This is a genomic window from Streptomyces griseus, assembly GCF_001715295.1.
Classification (GTDB): domain Bacteria; phylum Actinomycetota; class Actinomycetes; order Streptomycetales; family Streptomycetaceae; genus Streptomyces; species Streptomyces griseus_G.
On sequence record NZ_MDKB01000002.1, the window covers coordinates 2,146,172 to 2,163,406 of the forward strand.

At 72.1% G+C, this 17,235-nt stretch carries 17 protein-coding genes; 14 read left to right on the plus strand and 3 right to left on the minus strand.

Annotated elements, in window-relative coordinates:
• Positions 1-21 precede the first annotated feature (21 nt).
• Positions 22-1,230 (plus strand): sensor histidine kinase, encoded by a 1,209-nt coding sequence (locus tag BA175_RS16100; protein ID WP_069171951.1) that lies wholly within the window; start codon positions 22-24, stop codon positions 1,228-1,230.
• A gap of 31 nt (positions 1,231-1,261) precedes the next feature.
• Entirely contained in the window at positions 1,262-1,936 is a 675-nt protein-coding gene (locus BA175_RS16105) for a response regulator transcription factor (protein WP_069171952.1), read from the plus strand.
• 195 nt (positions 1,937-2,131) lie between these two features.
• Here the strand turns inward: BA175_RS16105 and BA175_RS16110 are convergent, their stop codons facing one another.
• Entirely contained in the window at positions 2,132-3,250 is a 1,119-nt protein-coding gene (locus BA175_RS16110) for a DUF5937 family protein (RefSeq protein ID WP_069171953.1), read from the minus strand.
• 99 nt (positions 3,251-3,349) lie between these two features.
• Here BA175_RS16110 and BA175_RS31180 point away from each other — a divergent pair, with 99 nt between their 5' ends.
• The gene (locus BA175_RS31180; protein WP_175420833.1) at positions 3,350-3,505 is read left to right on the plus strand and encodes a hypothetical protein; all 156 of its coding nucleotides are present in this window, start codon (positions 3,350-3,352) and stop codon (positions 3,503-3,505) included.
• A gap of 184 nt (positions 3,506-3,689) precedes the next feature.
• Here BA175_RS31180 and BA175_RS16115 read toward each other — a convergent pair whose 3' ends face one another.
• Complete coding sequence (locus tag BA175_RS16115) at positions 3,690-4,826, minus strand: threonine aldolase family protein (RefSeq protein ID WP_069171954.1); 1,137 nt, start codon at positions 4,824-4,826, stop codon at positions 3,690-3,692.
• A 163-nt stretch (positions 4,827-4,989) separates the two neighbouring features.
• On the opposite strand from BA175_RS16115, the gene BA175_RS16120 reads away from it, so the two are divergent.
• From BA175_RS16120 to BA175_RS16165, 10 genes are all read left to right on the plus strand, one after another.
• Positions 4,990-5,967 carry a Rossmann-like and DUF2520 domain-containing protein gene (locus BA175_RS16120; protein WP_069171955.1) on the plus strand — a complete coding sequence of 326 codons (978 nt, stop codon included), beginning with the start codon at positions 4,990-4,992 and terminating at the stop codon, positions 5,965-5,967.
• Positions 5,964-6,977 (plus strand): pantoate--beta-alanine ligase, encoded by a 1,014-nt coding sequence (gene panC, locus BA175_RS16125; protein WP_069171956.1) that lies wholly within the window; start codon positions 5,964-5,966, stop codon positions 6,975-6,977. The genes BA175_RS16120 and panC overlap by 4 nt, the downstream gene beginning before the upstream one ends.
• Positions 6,974-8,740 (plus strand): L-aspartate oxidase, encoded by a 1,767-nt coding sequence (locus BA175_RS16130; protein ID WP_069171957.1) that lies wholly within the window; start codon positions 6,974-6,976, stop codon positions 8,738-8,740. The genes panC and BA175_RS16130 overlap by 4 nt, the downstream gene beginning before the upstream one ends.
• Positions 8,737-9,783: a carboxylating nicotinate-nucleotide diphosphorylase gene (nadC, locus tag BA175_RS16135; protein ID WP_069171958.1), complete on the plus strand. Its 1,047-nt coding sequence runs from the start codon at positions 8,737-8,739 to the stop codon at positions 9,781-9,783. Before BA175_RS16130 ends, nadC begins: the two co-directional genes overlap by 4 nt.
• A complete protein-coding gene (locus BA175_RS16140) occupies positions 9,783-10,580 on the plus strand; it encodes a type III pantothenate kinase (protein WP_069171959.1) in 798 nt (265 codons plus the stop codon). Before nadC ends, BA175_RS16140 begins: the two co-directional genes overlap by 1 nt.
• A 140-nt stretch (positions 10,581-10,720) precedes the next feature.
• Positions 10,721-11,317, plus strand: a complete 597-nt coding sequence (locus BA175_RS16145; RefSeq protein WP_069171960.1) for a hypothetical protein — start codon at positions 10,721-10,723, stop codon at positions 11,315-11,317.
• Positions 11,318-11,526: 209 nt separating this feature from the next.
• Positions 11,527-11,706: a hypothetical protein gene (locus BA175_RS16150; RefSeq protein WP_069171961.1), complete on the plus strand. Its 180-nt coding sequence runs from the start codon at positions 11,527-11,529 to the stop codon at positions 11,704-11,706.
• Between the two features lie 103 nt (positions 11,707-11,809).
• The gene (locus tag BA175_RS16155; protein ID WP_069171962.1) at positions 11,810-12,244 is read left to right on the plus strand and encodes a BlaI/MecI/CopY family transcriptional regulator; all 435 of its coding nucleotides are present in this window, start codon (positions 11,810-11,812) and stop codon (positions 12,242-12,244) included.
• A 9-nt stretch (positions 12,245-12,253) separates the two neighbouring features.
• Entirely contained in the window at positions 12,254-12,835 is a 582-nt protein-coding gene (locus BA175_RS16160) for an amino-acid N-acetyltransferase (RefSeq protein WP_302622492.1), read from the plus strand.
• Between the two features lie 144 nt (positions 12,836-12,979).
• Positions 12,980-13,315, plus strand: coding sequence for a histone-like nucleoid-structuring protein Lsr2 (locus BA175_RS16165; protein WP_069171964.1), 336 nt, complete (start codon positions 12,980-12,982; stop codon positions 13,313-13,315).
• Here the strand turns inward: BA175_RS16165 and BA175_RS16170 are convergent.
• Positions 13,294-13,878 (minus strand): SCO3374 family protein, encoded by a 585-nt coding sequence (locus BA175_RS16170; protein ID WP_069171965.1) that lies wholly within the window; start codon positions 13,876-13,878, stop codon positions 13,294-13,296. The two genes, BA175_RS16165 and BA175_RS16170, sit on opposite strands and share 22 nt — an antisense overlap.
• Before the next feature lie 428 nt (positions 13,879-14,306).
• On the opposite strand from BA175_RS16170, the gene BA175_RS16175 reads away from it, so the two are divergent.
• The gene (locus BA175_RS16175) at positions 14,307-16,832 is read left to right on the plus strand and encodes an ATP-dependent Clp protease ATP-binding subunit (RefSeq protein WP_069171966.1); all 2,526 of its coding nucleotides are present in this window, start codon (positions 14,307-14,309) and stop codon (positions 16,830-16,832) included.
• Positions 16,833-17,235: the final 403 nt, after the last annotated feature.

The following is a 17,235-nucleotide window of genomic DNA, read 5'->3' on the forward strand; positions in this document are numbered from 1 at the left end:
GCCGTCCCTACGCTGGGTAACGTGCAGCGCCTCTACGATTTCATCCGCAGACACCCGACGGGCGTCGACACCTTCTGGGCTGTCGTCCTCCTCGGGATCTCCGGCATGTCCATCGTGCAGGACCAGACCGGTGGTGGACGGGAGCGCGTGGCCGCCGTACCCATCGCCGTCGGCCTGTGCGTGGTGGTGGCACTGCGCCGCCGGGCGCCCGAGCGGACGCTCCTCCTGGCGATCCTGATGGGCGCCGCCCAGCTGGTGTTCGGCGTACGGCCGAATGCGGCGGACTTCGCCCTGCTGGTGATCACCTACACCGTGGCCACCGTCGGGGAGCGCTGGGCCTCCCGGCTGGCCCTGGGGTGCAGCCTGGTCGCGGCCGGGCTGTCCACGCTGCGCTGGCCGCAGGAGATCTCCTCCAGCGGCTGGGCGGAGTCCGTGTTCGTCGTCGTCGTCATGACGGTGCCGTTCGTCCTGGCGTGGGTGCTGGGCGACTCGATACGCACCAGGCGCGCCTACTTCAGCCAGCTGGAGGAGCGCGCCGCGCGGCTGGAGCGCGAGCGGGAGGCCCAGTCCAAGGTCGCCGTGGCCGCCGAGCGCGCGAGGATCGCACGCGAGCTGCACGACGTCGTCGCCCACAACGTCTCGGTGATGGTCGTCCAGGCGGACGGCGCCGCCTACGTCATGGACGCCTCCCCCGATCAGGCCCGGCAGGCGCTGGAGACGATCTCCGTCACCGGCCGCCAGGCGCTCGCCGAGATGCGCCGGCTTCTCGGGGTGCTGCGGACCGGCGACTCCCAGGAGAGCGGGGAGTACGTGCCCCAGCCCGATGTCGAACAGATCGAGGACCTGGTGGGCCAGGTCAGGCGGGCAGGCCTCACGGTCGACTTCAAGATCGAGGGGACCCCGCGCCCGCTGCCGAGCGGGGTCGAGCTGACCGCGTACCGCATCGTCCAGGAGGCCCTGACCAACACCCGTAAACACGGTGGCCCGGACGCCGGGGCGAGCGTGCGGCTGGTCTACTTCGACGACGGACTCGGGCTGCTGGTCGAGGACGACGGCCGGGGCGCCGCGCACGAGCTCTACGCGGACGGCGGGGCCGACGGCGCCGGTCAGGGGATGATCGGCATGCGGGAGCGGGTCGGCATGGTCGGCGGCACGCTCGACGCGGGGCCGCGCCCGGGCGGCGGCTTCCGGATCAGCGCCCTCCTCCCGCTCAAGGCGGCCGGCCAGTGACCATGCCAGCGACAGAAGGACAGGACCCCTCATGGCGATCCGCGTGATGCTCGTCGACGACCAGGTGCTGCTGCGCACCGGCTTCCGGATGGTGCTCGCCGCGCAGCCGGACATGGAGGTCGTCGCGGAGGCGGGCGACGGGGCGGAGGCGATCGAGGTCCTGCGGGCCACCGCCGTCGACGTGGTGCTGATGGATGTCCGCATGCCCCGCCTGGACGGCGTCGAGGCGACCCGGCGCATCTGCGCGCAGCCCGATCCGCCCAAGGTGCTGATCCTGACCACGTTCGACCTCGACGAGTACGCGTTCTCGGGACTCAAGGCGGGCGCCAGCGGTTTCATGCTCAAGGACGTGCCGCCCGGCGAGCTGCTCTCCGCGATCCGTTCCGTGCACAGCGGCGATGCCGTCGTCGCCCCGTCCACCACCCGCCGGCTGCTCGACAGGTTCTCCCCGATGCTGCCGAGCAGCGGCAAGGAGCCGCAGCACAAGCACGTCGGCAAGCTGACCGAGCGGGAGCGCGAGGTCATGATGCTGGTCGCCCAGGGCTTGTCCAACGGCGAGATCGCCGCCCGCCTGGTGCTGTCGGAAGCGACCGTGAAGACGCACGTCGGCCGCATCCTCACCAAACTGGCCCTGCGCGACCGCGTACAGGTCGTGGTGCTCGCGTACGAGACCGGCCTGGTCAGGGCGGGCGGCCAGGCGAGCTGACGGGCACGGTCCCCGGGCCGGGCCGCCGGTGCTCCGGCGGCCCGGGCGGCGTACGGACCGGGGCGCGGCTGCCCGGCAGCGGGGTGTGCGCTCCCGGGCACGTGGAGACCGGTCCGGGACCGCCCGCTGCGGCGCCGGCCGACAGGAACCCGGGCGGACCTCGGGCCTGTCCCTCGGGACCGGGCCCGCCGGCGGTCAGCGCAGGACGCCCTCCAGGAAGTCACTGCCCAGGCGGGCCACGACGGTCAGGTCCAGCGAGTGCAGGACGTACCGGCCGCGCCGCCGCGTGGTGACCAGGCCGGCCTTCTTGAGCACCGAGAGATGGCGGGAGACCTCGGGCGGGGTGATGCCGTGCGATTCGGCGAGCTCCCCCGTGGAGTACGGGGAACGGGCCAGGTTGCGGCAGAGGCGCATCCGCATGGGGTGGGCCAGGGCCTCCATCCGCAGCTGGAGCAGTTCGACGGAGGCGGGGGAGGGCAGCTCGGGCGCGTGCACCGGGTAGTGGATCACCGGCCGCCAGCCAGGGGCGTGCAGCACCATCAGATGGGGCCATCCGAAGCTGGTCGGGACGAGCGTGAGCCCCGCGTCCGCCGCGGAGCCGGAGGCGTCGGCGCGGCCGACGGTCAGCTTGTCGACGCTGATCCTGCCCGCGTCCTCGTCCAGGGTGAGGGCCGCGGACACCGCGCTCATCGCGGCGGCGACGCCCTTGCGCCGTAGCAGGTCGGTCTTGTGGCGGGCGTCGGCGGCCAGCTGGACCTGGACGCGCTGCCAGGTGGCGGCGAAGAAGGCCTGGTCGCAGTCCTCGAAGAGACGGCGGATCCAGCCGCGTACGGCGGCGGGGTCGCGGAGCAGCTCCCGGGTGAACTCCGTCTGCTTGGGACCTCGGGCCGCAGCCAGGTCCAGCGCGCGGGCGCGCATGCCGGCGTCGGTGAGCGGGGACGGCCCCCCGGCTCCGTACTGGCTCGCGCAGGTGAACTCCAGGGCGGCGGAGACGAACCGCTCGTCGTCGAGCTTGTCGAGGATGTCCAGGTCCTCGGCGAGGGTGGAGCCGGTCCTGCCGTCCCCGCCGCGGACACCGGCGAACGGCATGAAGACGTCGGAGAAGGTGTTCCGCCAGAGGAACTCCGCCTCGTGCAGCCGGTCCGCCAGGTCCGGCTCCAGAGCGGCGGCCGTCGCGGTGGCCCAGCCGTGCAGGCCCGGATGGTGCCCCGGCTCGGAGAGCGCGTGCAGAGCCAGCCCCAGCTCGGCGAGGGGCGAGATCTCGAAGACGATGTGCTCGGGGGGCAGGCCGGCGATGTCGATGTGGACGCTCACCCCTCCATGGTGGGGCCTGGCCGAGCGGGTTCCGCCGCCGTTTGACGGCGGCCGTCAATCCACGGGCCGGTCCGGTGCGGACGGGTTCACGCTGGGCCCATGGACATCGTTCAGCAGCACATGCTCGACAGCTACCGCGCCGTGCGGCACGGTGAGGTGCCACCCCCGCTCCCCGGCCGCCATGACCGGGACGTCCTGCGGGAGCTGCGCAGGAGATTCCGTACCTGGTCCGAACGCCCGCGCGACGGGGACTGAACCGGGGACCGCCCGGGAGCGGGCAGGGCGCCGGGCCGGGGGCAGTCCGGCCGCGAGGGAACACCGCTGGGCGGCCAGGCGGGGGCGCCTGGGCCCGGACGCGGGCAGGGCGGGCCGCAACCGGGGCCGGCGGGGGCACGGCCGGCCCCGCGTGCCACGGCCGAGCCCCGGGACAGGCCTCAGCTCAGCCCAGCAGTCCCACGAAGGCCGCCACCGCGGCCCGGACGTCCAGCGCCGTCCACTCCAGCCCCGGCCCCGCCACCGTGACCTCCGTGCAGGAAATCCCGGGCGGTCCGGCGAACCACCGCCGGAAGAGGGCCACACCCGTCTCCTCGGCCTGCCGCACGGACGCCTCGTCCAGCACCTCGGCGCCGTACGGAAGCCACACCTGGAACTGATGCGTGTGCGGGGGCTCCGGGTGCACCCGGGACCAGGGCACGGAGGACTCCGCGAAGCCCTCCGCGAGCGCCCCCGCCACCACCTTCGCGTGCGCCACGTACGACGGCAGCCTCGGCAGCTCCCGCTCCAGGCCCAGCAGCGCGGAGAGCGCCGCCGGGTACTGCTGGAAGACCTGGCCGCCGTACCGGTGGCGCCAGACCCGCGCCTCGTCGACCAGGGTCTCGGGGCCTGCGAGCGCCGCCCCGGAGAGCCCGTCCAGGGACTTGTAGAACGACACGTACACACTGTCGGCGAGGGCCGCGATCTCCGGCAGCCCGCGCCCGAGGTGCGGCACGCACTCCCACAGTCTCGCTCCGTCCAGGTGCACCACCGCGTCGCGTTCCCGCGCGGCGGCCACGACCGCCTCCAGCTCCTCCCAGGACGGCAGGACGAAGCCCGCGTCGCGCAGCGGCAGCTCCAGCATCAGCGTGCCGAACGGCTCGGGGAGGTCGCGGACCTCGTCCGCCGTGGGCAGTCGCGGTCCGGACGCCGGATGCACCGTGCGCAGCCCGCTCACCGAGGCGAGCGCGCCCCGCTCGTGCACCTCCGGGTGGGAGAGCGGGTGCAGGGCGACCACGGGGCTGCCCGTGCGCCCCGCCCAGCAGCGCAACGCCACCTGCTGGGCCATCGTGCCCGTCGGGAAGAAGGCCGCGGCCTCCATCCCCAGCAGCCGCGCCGTCCGCCGCTCCAGCTCGGCGACGACCCCGTCGCCGTACACGTCCGTCCACCCGCTCAGGTCGTGGACCGCCCCGGCGTCGGCGGCCAGCGCGGCGAGCCGCTCGCCCAGCGTCCGGTCGGCCGACGGGCGGGCCAGCGTCCTCGTGGACCGTTGCCAGGCGGCCAGCCTGCGGTTCCGCTGCTTCTGCTCATCGCTGACTGCCATGGGACGATCATCGCGCGGCCGGCTGCCGTTCACCGCACCGGTTCCCGCCCTCCGGAAGTTACCCACAGGCTGTGGATGACCGGGGGTGCCGGGAAACCCTGGCGTAGCATGCAGAGGAATCGTCCGGTACCCCCCGCGGACTGGAACGGAAGGCCATCGCCGCGTGAACGCATCAGTTTCCAAGGAAGCCCTCGACGCGAGGGACCGCCCCGCACGCCTCACCGTCGGCGTCGTCGGCGCGGGACGTGTCGGCCCCGCCCTCGCCGCCTCGCTGCAACTCGCCGGGCACCGCCCCGTCGCGGTCTCGGGCGTCTCCGACGCGTCCCGGCGCCGAGCCGCAGCGCTCCTTCCCGACGTGCCCCTGGTCCCCCCGGCCGACGTCCTCGCCCGTGCCGAGCTCGTGCTGCTGACCGTGCCCGACGACGCTCTGCCCGGCCTGGTCGAGGGCCTCGCCGAGACGGGCGCCGTCCGGCAGGGCCAGCTGATCGCCCACACCTCGGGCCGGTACGGGGCCCGGGTCCTCGACCCCGCCCTGCGGGCCGGGGCCCTCCCGCTCGCCCTGCATCCGGCGATGACCTTCACCGGCAGCTCCGTCGACGTCCAGCGGCTGGCGGGCTGCTCCTTCGGGGTCACCGCGCCCGAGGAGCTCAGGCTCGCCGCCGAGGCCCTCGTCATCGAGATGGGCGGCGAACCCGAGTGGATCGCGGAGGAGGCCCGTCCGCTCTACCACGCGGCGCTCGCCCTCGGCGCCAACCACCTGGTCACCCTGGTCGCCCAGTCCCTGGAGCTGCTCGGAAAGGCAGGCGTGGCCTCGCCCGACCGGATGCTCGGACCGCTGCTCGGCGCGGCACTCGACAACGCCCTGCGCTCCGGGGACGCGGCACTGACCGGCCCGGTCGCCCGGGGCGACGCGGGCACGGTGGCCGCGCACATACACGAGCTGCGTGCCCACGCCCCGCAGGCGGTGGCCGGCTACCTCGCCATGGCCCGCACCACGGCCGACCGGGCCCTGGCCCACGGCCTGCTCAAGCCGGAGTCGGCGGAGGACCTTCTCGGCGTCCTCTCCGACCGCGCCGGCGCGGGGAACGGCACCGACGGAACAGACGGAACCGGCGAGCCCGGTCCGGGGGAGATTCGATGACCACCGCACCCGCCGCCCTGCTGCGCACCGTCGGGGAGCTGCGCGCGCTCCCCCGTCCCGACGGCGCGCAGCGCGCCGTCGTCATGACGATGGGCGCGCTCCACGACGGCCACGCCAGCCTGATCCGTACGGCGCGCGCCGCCGCCGGTCCCGGCGGACAGGTCGTCGTCACCGTCTTCGTCAATCCGCTCCAGTTCGGTGAGGCCGCCGACCTCGACCGCTACCCCCGCACCTTGGAGGCCGACCTCGCCGTCGCCTCCGAGGCGGGCGCCGACGCGGTCTTCGCCCCCGGCGCCGACGAGGTCTACCCCGGCGGCGAACCCCAGGTCAGGATCACCGCCGGCCCGATGGGCGAGCGGCTGGAGGGCGCGTCAAGGCCCGGGCACTTCGACGGCATGCTCACGGTGGTCGCCAAGCTGCTGCACCTCACCCGGCCCGACGCCGCGTTCTACGGCCAGAAGGACGCCCAGCAGCTGGCGCTGATCCGCCGCATGGTCCGCGACCTCGACTTCGGCATCGACATCGTCGCCGTACCGACGGTCCGGGACCCGGACGGCCTGGCGCTGTCCAGCCGCAACCGGTTCCTCTCCACCGAGGAACGCCGCACGGCGCTCGCCCTGTCCCGGGCCCTCTTCGCGGCCCGCGACCGGCTGGCGGCCCAGCAGGCGCTGCACGCGCGGGCCACGGCCGTTCCGGGCCACGAGGGCAGGGCCGCCGCCCTCGACCGCATCGGGGAGGGCCGCGCGGCCGCCGACTCGCAGGCGGTGGCACGGGCGAGGCCCGCCGTGGGACCCGCCGACGTGCGCGCCGCCGCACAGGCCGTGCTCGACGAGGCGGCCCGGGAAGCGGTGCCGCTCGCCCTCGACTACCTCGCGCTCGTGGACCCGTCGGACTTCACCGAGATCCCCGACGACCGCGACGAGGGGGAGGCGGTCCTCGCCGTCGCGGCCCGCGTGGGCGCCACCCGCCTGATCGACAACATCCCCCTGACCCTCGGAGCCCTCACGTGACCGGAATACGGCTGACCGCCCCCGCCCCGGGCTGGTCCATCGACGCGGACGTCGTCGTGGTCGGCTCCGGCGTGGCCGGTCTCACCACCGCGCTGCGCTGCGCCGCCGCGGGCCTCGCCACCGTGGTCGTCACCAAGGCGCGCCTCGACGACGGATCGACCCGCTGGGCCCAGGGCGGCATCGCCGCGGCGCTCGGCGAAGGCGACACCCCCGAGCAGCACCTGGACGACACGCTCGTCGCCGGGGTGGGACTGTGCGACGAGGCGGCCGTCCGCACCCTCGTCACCGAGGGCCCCGGCGCCGTCCGCCGGCTGATCGAGACCGGCGCGCACTTCGACACCACCGACAACGGCGCCATCGCCCTGACCCGCGAGGGCGGCCACCACCGACGCCGCATCGCGCACGCGGGCGGGGACGCGACCGGCGCGGAGATCTCCCGCGCCCTGGTCGAGGCAGTCCGCTCGGCCGCACTGCACACCGTCGAGAACGCCCTCGTCCTCGACCTGCTCACCGACGCCGAAGGCCGTGCGGCCGGTGTCACCCTGCACGTCATGGGCGAGGGCCAGCACGACGGTGTCGGCGCGGTCCGCGCCCCGGCGGTGGTCCTGGCCACCGGAGGCATGGGCCAGGTCTTCTCCGCCACGACCAATCCGCCGGTCTCCACGGGCGACGGGGTGGCCCTCGCGCTCCGCGCGGGAGCGGAGGTCTCCGACCTCGAGTTCGTCCAGTTCCACCCGACGGTCCTGTTCCTCGGCGCCGGCTCCGAGGGCCAGCAGCCCCTGGTGTCGGAGGCGGTACGGGGCGAGGGCGCGCATCTCGTCGACGCCTCCGGCACACGCTTCATGCTGGGCCGGCACGAGCTGGCGGAGCTGGCCCCGCGTGACATCGTCGCGAAGGCCATCACCAGCCAGATGCACCTGCTCGGCGCCGAGCACATGTACCTCGACGCGCGTCACTTCGGTGCCGCGATGTGGGAGGAGCGCTTTCCGACGATCCTTGCCGCGTGCCGCTCCCACGGCATCGACCCGGTCACGGAGCCGATCCCGGTGGCCCCCGCCGCGCACTACGCCTCGGGAGGCGTCCGCACCGACCTCAGGGGCCGGACGACCGTCCCCGGGCTGTACGCCTGCGGCGAGGTCGCCTGCACGGGTGTGCACGGCGCGAACCGGCTGGCGTCCAACTCCCTCCTGGAAGGGCTCGTCTTCGCCGAGCGCATCGCGGCCGACATCGTGGCCGGCGGACCCCGTGACCGGCCGCTGCCGGAGGAGGTGCCCGACGCTGCCACGGAGACCGTCCCGCTGCTCACCGCGGAGTCCCGGACCCGCATCCAGCGGATCATGGCCAGGGGCGCCGGAGTCATCCGCTCGGCGGACGGCCTGGCCGCCGCGGCCGAGGAGCTGGAGGCGCTCCAGCGGACGTCCGCCGTCCCCGGTGCCGGGGAGGACGCCGCGAAGGACGTCGTGCCCGGTGTGGAGGCGTGGGAGGCCACCAACCTCCTCCTGGTCTCGCGGGTCCTGGTCGCCGCCGCCCGGGAGCGTGAGGAGACGCGCGGCTGCCACTGGCGCGAGGACCGGCCCGACCGCGACGACGAGGCATGGCGCCGTCACCTCGTCGTCCACCTCGCCCCGGACCTGCGGCCGGTCGTCCGCCGGACCCGGAATGCCGCGTTCCCGCCCGTGGAGCCCGGGAACTCAGCAGACTTCGCAGGACCCACCAGCCTCCGGCACCACCCCGCCGACGTCCCAGAGGAGCAGTCACCGTGAGCACGCCCGAAGAGAACCCGCGCCCCACACCCGTGGACGTACCGTTGATCCACATCGGCGCACCCGCCGAGTCCGGCGGCTGCGGCGACGACTGCGGCTGCGGTGACGGCTACGACCCGGACGGGCTGGAGTGCGGACTGGATCCCGCCCTGGCCCAGCTCCTGGCGGAGGCCGGACTGGACCCCGTCCAGGTCGAGGACATCGCCCACGTCGCGATCGAGGAGGACCTGGACGGCGGGGTCGACGTCACCACCGTCGCGACCGTCGCCGAGGACGCCGTCGCCACCGGCGACTTCACCGCCCGCGAGAACGGCGTCGTGGCGGGCCTGCGCGTCGCCGAGGCCGTGCTGTCCATCGTCTGCACGGACGAGTTCGAGGTCGAGCGCCACGTCGAGGACGGCGACCGCGTCGTCGCCGGCCAGAAGCTGCTCACCGTCACCACCCGGACCCGCGACCTCCTCACCGGCGAGCGCAGCGCCCTGAACCTGCTCTGCAGGCTCTCCGGGATCGCGACCGCGACCCGGGCCTGGGCGGACGTGCTCGACGGCACGAAGGCCGAGGTCCGCGACACCCGTAAGACCACTCCGGGGCTGCGCGCCCTGGAGAAGTACGCGGTGCGCTGCGGCGGGGGTGTCAACCACCGCATGTCGCTCGTGGACGCGGCCTTGGTCAAGGACAACCACGTGATCGCGGCGGGCGGGGTCGCCGAGGCGTTCAAGCGGGTCAGGGAGGCCTTCCCGGAGCTGCCGATCGAGGTCGAGGTCGACACCCTGGAGCAGGTCCGCGAGGTGCTCGACGCGGGGGCCGACCTGATCCTGCTGGACAACTTCACCCCGACCGGGACCGCGGAGGCGGTCGCGCTCGTCGGCGGCCGCGCGGTGCTGGAGTCCTCCGGCCGGCTGACCCTCGACTCCGCCCGTGCGTACGCCGAGGCGGGCGTCGACTACCTGGCCGTCGGCGCGCTCACGCACTCCTCGCCGATCCTCGACATCGGCCTGGACTTCCGCGACGCCCCGGCCCCGACCGACGGGGCCGACGCCTGATGCTGCTCACCATCGACGTCGGCAACTCACACACGGTCCTCGGTCTGTTCGACGGCGAGGAGATCGTCGAGCACTGGCGGATCTCCACCGACTCCCGCCGCACCGCCGACGAGCTGGCGGTGCTCCTCCAGGGCCTGATGGGCATGCACCCGCTGCTCGGGGTCGAACTGGGTGACGGCATCGAGGGCATCGCCATCTGCTCGACCGTCCCCGCGGTGCTGCACGAGCTCCGCGAGGTCACCCGTCGCTACTACGGCGACGTCCCCGCCGTCCTCGTGGAGCCGGGCGTCAAGACGGGTGTGCCGGTGCTGACGGACAACCCGAAGGAGGTCGGCGCGGACCGCATCATCAACGCGGTCGCCGCCGTCGAGCTCTACGGCGGCCCGGCCATCGTCGTGGACCTCGGCACGGCCACCACCTTCGACGCGGTGTCGGCTCGTGGCGAGTACACGGGTGGGGTGATCGCGCCCGGGATCGAGATCTCGGTCGAGGCGCTCGGTGTGAAGGGCGCCCAGCTCCGCAAGATCGAGCTCGCCAGGCCCCGCAGCGTGATCGGGAAGAACACCGTCGAGGCCATGCAGTCCGGCATCGTGTACGGCTTCGCCGGGCAGATCGACGGCGTGGTCGAGCGCATGAAGAAGGAGCTGGCGGCCGATCCCGACGAGGTCACCGTCATCGCGACCGGGGGCCTTGCTCCGATGGTGTTGGGTGAGTCCTCCGTCATCGACGAGCACGAGCCCTGGCTGACGCTCATCGGCCTGCGCCTGGTGTACGAGCGCAACATCGCCCGGATGTAGCGCGGGCCTGCGGTCACCTGCGGGAACGCCTCGGCGGCGCGGTACGGAACGGCGCGCCGCCGAGTGACCAGCTAAGCGGATTTTGTCCATTTAGCACGTATTGTTGCGCTATGCCCACGCCCTACGGATCACGCGGCGGCATGGCGTTCGGCGCGGACGAGCTGCGGGTGCTCCGACGCGCTCTCGCCCATGCCCTCCACCCCACGCCCCTGCCGGAAGAGGATGTCCAGGACTGCCTGCGGCTCGCGGGCGCGGTGGACGAGGCGGTGAGCGAGGCGGGACGGCTGCGCGCGTTCCTCCTCGCCGACCTCGCCCGCTACCGCGAAGCACTCCCCGGATCGCTCAGTGGCTATCTGGAGCTCCTCCAGGACGCCCTCGCCGCCGGCTACGACCCCCGCCCCGACGATCTCGCGGCCCTGCGTGCCCTGCGTGCCGGACCGGTCGCCGCGGCGCTCCTGGAGCGCTGCCAGGTGCTGGCCGAACGCTCGGTGCGCGCACGCCTGGCCGGCCGCGCCGTTCCGGCGACGGCGCCCGCGCCCCGCAGCCGGCTGCTGGCCCTGCCCGGCGGCCTCGCGGCGGCCAAGGAGCCCGAACGCCCCAAGGAGCCGGCCAGGCCCGCGACGCCGGGTCGCCCTGCGACCCCGGGTGAGCGTCCGATGCCCAAGCCGTCCGAGGTCTTCCCGCCCCGCCGCCGCCCCGCACCCGCGCCCCCGCCCGAGGAGCGCGCCGTGTCCTGAGGGCTTCCCGCACTTCACCGCGGGCGCGCGACGACAGCTGCGGCACCTCGCCGCGTTGCCGGAACGTCCCCATGCATTCCGTATGCGGACGTCCCTCCGCCGTGCGATGCCCCGCATCCGACGCCGCGCGCTGATCCGCCGGGAATCGCGGGACAGCCCTTGGGGGTGCCGGGCGGGGCCGGAATGCCGGACTCGCTACTCTGGACGGCATGGACTACGTATCCGCGCTCGTGCCACCCGTGGTGATGGCCGCCTTCTTCATCGGTCTCGTCGTGACGATCATCAAGAGCCAGGGCGGCCCGAACAAGGCCAAGGAGGACGCCGCCGTGGACGCGGCGATCGCCCGGGCGGAGTCGGCGCGGCAGGCGCCGCGGCCCGGGGGTGCCTGAACCGGATCCACGTACGAAGGGCGCACGGCTTCCCCGGGAGCCGTGCGCCCTTTTGCCGTCCGGAAAGCGCATCATTCCGGACATCTAGCACTAAGGTGACGCTGTGCCGCGCCAATTGGGAGAGCTGGAAGACGCCGTGATGACACGGGTCTGGCAATGGAACCGTCCGGTCACCGTGCGGGAAGTCCTGGAGGACCTTCAGCGGGAGCGGTCCATCGCGTACACGACCGTCATGACGGTAATGGACAATCTCCATCAGAAGGGCTGGGTCCGCCGGGAAGTGGACGGCCGGGCATATCGATATACGGCTGTCTCCACCCGTGCCGCGTACTCCGCCGCACTGATGAACGAAGCGTGGTCGCGCAGTGACAACCCGGCTGCCGCGCTGGTCGCCTTCTTCGGCATGATGTCGGCCGAGCAGCGTGAGGCTCTCCAGGACGCGATGCGCATCGTCGCACCCACCTTCCCTGAACCGCCTCCGGACCCGGCCCACGGGGGCCCTCCGGCCGATGGGACGCCACCGGAGGCCGGGCGATAGCGTCTGGGTATGTCCTCAGAGCTGCCGCAAACCGAGCCGGATACCGAGCTGGATACAGATTTTCATACCGACCCGTCGGTAAAAAGGCCCGCCATCACTGTACGGCGGGCCAGGACCAGCGACGTGGCGTCCGTCCGCGATCTCCTTGACGGGTACGTCTCCGAAGGCATCCTGCTCGACAAAGCGACGGTCACTCTTTACGAGGACATCCAGGAGTTCTGGGTCGCCGAACGCGACGAGGACGCCCGGGTCATCGGCTGCGGCGCCCTGCACGTGATGTGGGAAGACCTCGCCGAAGTGCGCACTCTCGCCGTCGACCACGGCATCAAGGGGGCGGGAGTCGGCCATCAGGTTCTGGACAAGCTCTTGCAGACCGCGCGCTGGCTCGGCGTCCGGCGGGTTTTCTGTCTCACCTTCGAAGTCGACTTCTTTGCGAAGCACGGCTTCACCGAGATCGGCGAGACGCCCGTCGACGGAGATGTCTACAGCGAGCTGCTGCGTTCCTATGACGAGGGCGTGGCGGAGTTCCTGGGTCTCGAACGGGTGAAGCCGAACACCTTGGGCAACAGCCGGATGCTTCTGCACCTGTGAAGGGTGGAAGGTACCCGAACCCTATGTCCGAATCGCGCATGTTTCCCGTGTTCTTGCACTCCCGAACCTCTCCCGGGGGTTTGTGTTTTCCGGGGAAAAGCGGTTTCCTTTCCGCGTACTGCATTTTCGATGAAAGGAAATCCGGTGGCACAGAAGGTTCAGGTCCTTCTTGTTGATGACCTCGACGGTGGCGAGGCGGACGAGACCGTGACGTTCGCTCTGGACGGCAAGACCTACGAGATCGACCTCACCACGACCAACGCGGACAAGCTCCGTGGTCTTCTCGAGCCGTACACCAGGAGTGGCCGTCGCACCGGTGGCCGCGCGGCGACCGGCCGTGGCAAGGGCCGCGCGGTTTCCGGCGGCAACAAGGACACTGCGGAGATCCGTAAGTGGGCGCGCGAGAACGGCCACAATGTGAATGACCGCGGCCGTGTCCCGGCCGAGATCCGTGAGGCTTACGAGAAGGCCAACGGCTGATCTGCCGCGCGATCGGCCGGCAGGTGCGTCCGGGCGCGCGTCAGCCGGGCCCGGTGGCACTCCGTGGCCGCCGCGTCCAGCAGCCGTACGAGATCGGGAGTATCCCCACCCCTGCTCCCGAGGCCGGCCAGGGCCGGGAGCAGTGGTTCCACCTCCTGCCGTGGTGCGGGGGGCCGCAGCCAGAACGCGGCCCCCGGCCGGGCGGCCGCACCGCCGGGCGGCACGGGTGCGGTCATGCGCCCGCCGGCGCCGATGACGGTCAGATCGAGTGCGATGCCGCCCCAATCCAGCCAGTCGAGCAGCCCGGGCAGCTCGTCGGCGCTGCCGACGGCCACCAGGAGACGCATCCGTGGCCCGTCCAACGCCACGGGGCCGGTGCGCCCCACGCGGCGCAGCGCCGCGTGCCCGGCCTCCGCCGGCAGGTCCAGCACGTCGAAGCGCACTCCCGTCAGCAGCATCGCGGGAGGCCCGCCCGCGGTCGCCCAGTCGAGCTCGCGTGCGTACCACTGCGCGCGGTCGTCGGATTCCGGCGACGAGCGAGGAGGCGGGACGAGGGGAGCCATGCACGGTGAACCCCCGCACCGTCCGCGAGGTTACGCACCGTCGCCTCGCTGTCGCCCACCGTCCCCGTCATGGGGGCGTACAGGAGCGTGCGTCCGCGCTAGGTTGTTCGCCCGTAGCGGAGGGAACGGTAGTGCGCCGCATGGACCGTCGGGGTGTGCGGGTAGGACATCCCTAGTGGGAAGGGGCGACACGGCAGGCAAAACGTCTCACGTTCGCCATCGGCGTACTGGCGAAAGGGCTATCTGCCTGGCCTGCGGGAACATCGTCTCGCAGGATCGGGTTGGAGCAGTTGTCGGCGTTCGGGGCAGGAGGCCATCGCGGGTGTCGGCAGTTGAAATGAGCGGTCCCTGCTTGCGGGACTAAGCTGCGGAAGGACAGGGAGGGGACCGACCCCTTACTGCCTGACCGCTCTGAGGAGCGATTAACGATGTTCGAGAGGTTCACCGACCGCGCGCGGCGGGTTGTCGTCCTGGCTCAGGAAGAAGCCCGGATGCTCAACCACAACTACATCGGCACCGAGCACATCCTCCTGGGCCTGATCCACGAGGGTGAGGGTGTCGCCGCTAAGGCCCTGGAGAGCCTCGGGATTTCGCTCGAGGCGGTCCGCCAGCAGGTGGAGGAGATCATCGGTCAGGGCCAGCAGGCCCCGTCCGGGCACATCCCCTTCACTCCCCGGGCGAAGAAGGTCCTGGAGCTGTCGCTCCGCGAGGCCCTTCAGCTCGGCCACAACTACATCGGCACGGAGCACATCCTGCTCGGCCTGATCCGTGAGGGCGAGGGCGTCGCCGCCCAGGTCCTCGTGAAGCTGGGCGCCGACCTGAACCGGGTGCGGCAGCAGGTCATCCAGCTGCTCTCCGGGTACTCGGGAGGCAAGGAGGCGGCCACCGCCGGCGGCCCCGCCGAGGGCACGCCCTCCACGTCCCTGGTGCTCGACCAGTTCGGCCGGAATCTCACCCAGGCCGCTCGTGAGTCCAAGCTCGACCCGGTCATCGGGCGCGAGAAGGAGATCGAGCGGGTCATGCAGGTGCTCTCCCGCCGTACGAAGAACAACCCGGTCCTCATCGGCGAGCCCGGCGTCGGCAAGACGGCGGTCGTCGAGGGCCTGGCCCAGGCCATCGTCAAGGGCGAGGTCCCCGAGACGCTCAAGGACAAGCACCTCTACACGCTGGACCTCGGCGCACTCGTCGCCGGTTCCCGCTACCGCGGTGACTTCGAGGAGCGCCTGAAGAAGGTCCTCAAGGAGATCCGCACCCGCGGCGACATCATCCTGTTCATCGACGAGCTCCACACCCTGGTGGGTGCGGGTGCCGCCGAGGGCGCGATCGACGCGGCGAGCATCCTCAAGCCCATGCTGGCGCGAGGCGAGCTCCAGACCATCGGTGCCACGACGCTCGACGAGTACCGCAAGCACCTGGAGAAGGACGCCGCTCTCGAGCGCCGCTTCCAGCCCATCCAGGTCGCGGAGCCGTCGCTGCCGCACACCATCGAGATCCTCAAGGGTCTGCGCGACCGTTACGAGGCCCACCACCGGGTCTCCATCACGGACGAGGCGCTGGTCCAGGCCGCGACCCTGGCCGACCGGTACATCTCGGACCGCTTCCTGCCGGACAAGGCGATCGACCTGATCGACGAGGCCGGTTCCCGGATGCGCATCCGCCGGATGACCGCGCCGCCGGACCTCCGCGAGTTCGACGAGAAGATCGCGGGTGTCCGCCGCGACAAGGAGTCGGCGATCGACTCCCAGGACTTCGAGAAGGCGGCGTCGCTCCGGGACAAGGAGAAGCAGCTGCTGGCGGCGAAGGCCAAGCGGGAGAAGGAGTGGAAGGCCGGCGACATGGACGTCGTCGCCGAGGTCGACGGCGAGCTCATCGCCGAAGTCCTCGCCACGGCCACCGGTATCCCGGTCTTCAAGCTGACGGAGGAGGAGTCCTCGCGTCTGCTGCGCATGGAGGACGAGCTCCACAAGCGCGTCATCGGGCAGAAGGACGCCATCAAGGCCCTCTCGCAGGCGATCCGCCGTACGCGAGCCGGTCTGAAGGACCCGAAGCGCCCCGGTGGTTCGTTCATCTTCGCCGGCCCGTCCGGTGTCGGTAAGACGGAGCTCTCCAAGACGCTCGCCGAATTCCTTTTCGGCGACGAGGACGCGCTGATCTCCCTCGACATGTCGGAGTTCAGCGAGAAGCACACGGTTTCCCGCCTCTTCGGATCGCCTCCCGGCTACGTGGGCTACGAAGAGGGCGGCCAGCTCACCGAGAAGGTGCGCCGCAAGCCGTTCTCCGTCGTTCTCTTCGACGAGGTCGAGAAGGCCCACCCCGACATCTTCAATTCCCTGCTCCAGATTCTGGAGGACGGTCGCCTGACCGACTCCCAGGGCCGGGTCGTGGACTTCAAGAACACGGTCATCATCATGACGACCAACCTCGGGACCCGGGACATCTCCAAGGGCTTCAACCTGGGCTTCGCCGCCCAGGGTGACGTGAAGACGAACTACGAGCGGATGAAGGTCAAGGTCAACGAAGAGCTGAAGCAGCACTTCCGGCCCGAGTTCCTCAACCGTGTCGACGACACGGTCGTCTTCCACCAGCTCACCGAGGAAGACATCATCCAGATCGTCGACCTCATGATCGACAAGGTGGACGAGCGTCTCAAGGACCGCGACATGGGCATCGAGCTCAGCGCCGAGGCCAAGTCGCTCCTCGCGAAGAAGGGCTACGACCCCGTGATGGGCGCCCGGCCGCTGCGTCGGACGATCCAGCGCGAGATCGAGGACATCCTCTCCGAGAAGATTCTCTTCGGCGAGCTGCGCCCCGGTCACATCGTGGTCGTGGGTACGGAGGGCGAGGGCGACGAGAAGAAGTTCTCGTTCCGCGGTGAGGAGAAGTCGGCACTGCCCGACGTCCCGCCGATCGAGCAGGCTGCGGGCGGCGGCCCGAACCTGTCGAAGGAAGCGTAAGGCGCGCCGTAGCGCCTGAGCGTCGAAGGGGCTGCCCCGGACCGGTCACGGTCCGGGGCAGCCCCTTTTCCCGTGGGCCTGGCGTGCCGTGCCCAGCGGAGCCGGCCGGCCCGCCCTGCCTCGGGGCGGTCCGCCCAGTCACCGTGCGCCGGTGTGCCCATCCGCCCATCCGCCCATCCGCCGGTTACGCCGGGCGTAGGCCGGGCGGGCGGTGGGAGTGGGTCGACGGTGGGAGGGCCGGGCTCCGGCGGGTGAAGCGGGGCTCCAGTGCCTTCTCCGCCCGCCGCTGCCTTGATACGGCGTGGGCAAGCCCGAGAGGCGACGTTCGGCGGTCCGGCCCGCGTCACCGTCCGAGGGCCGTGCCCGTCGAGCCGAACGGCTCTGCGCGCAGCGCCACCCGGCC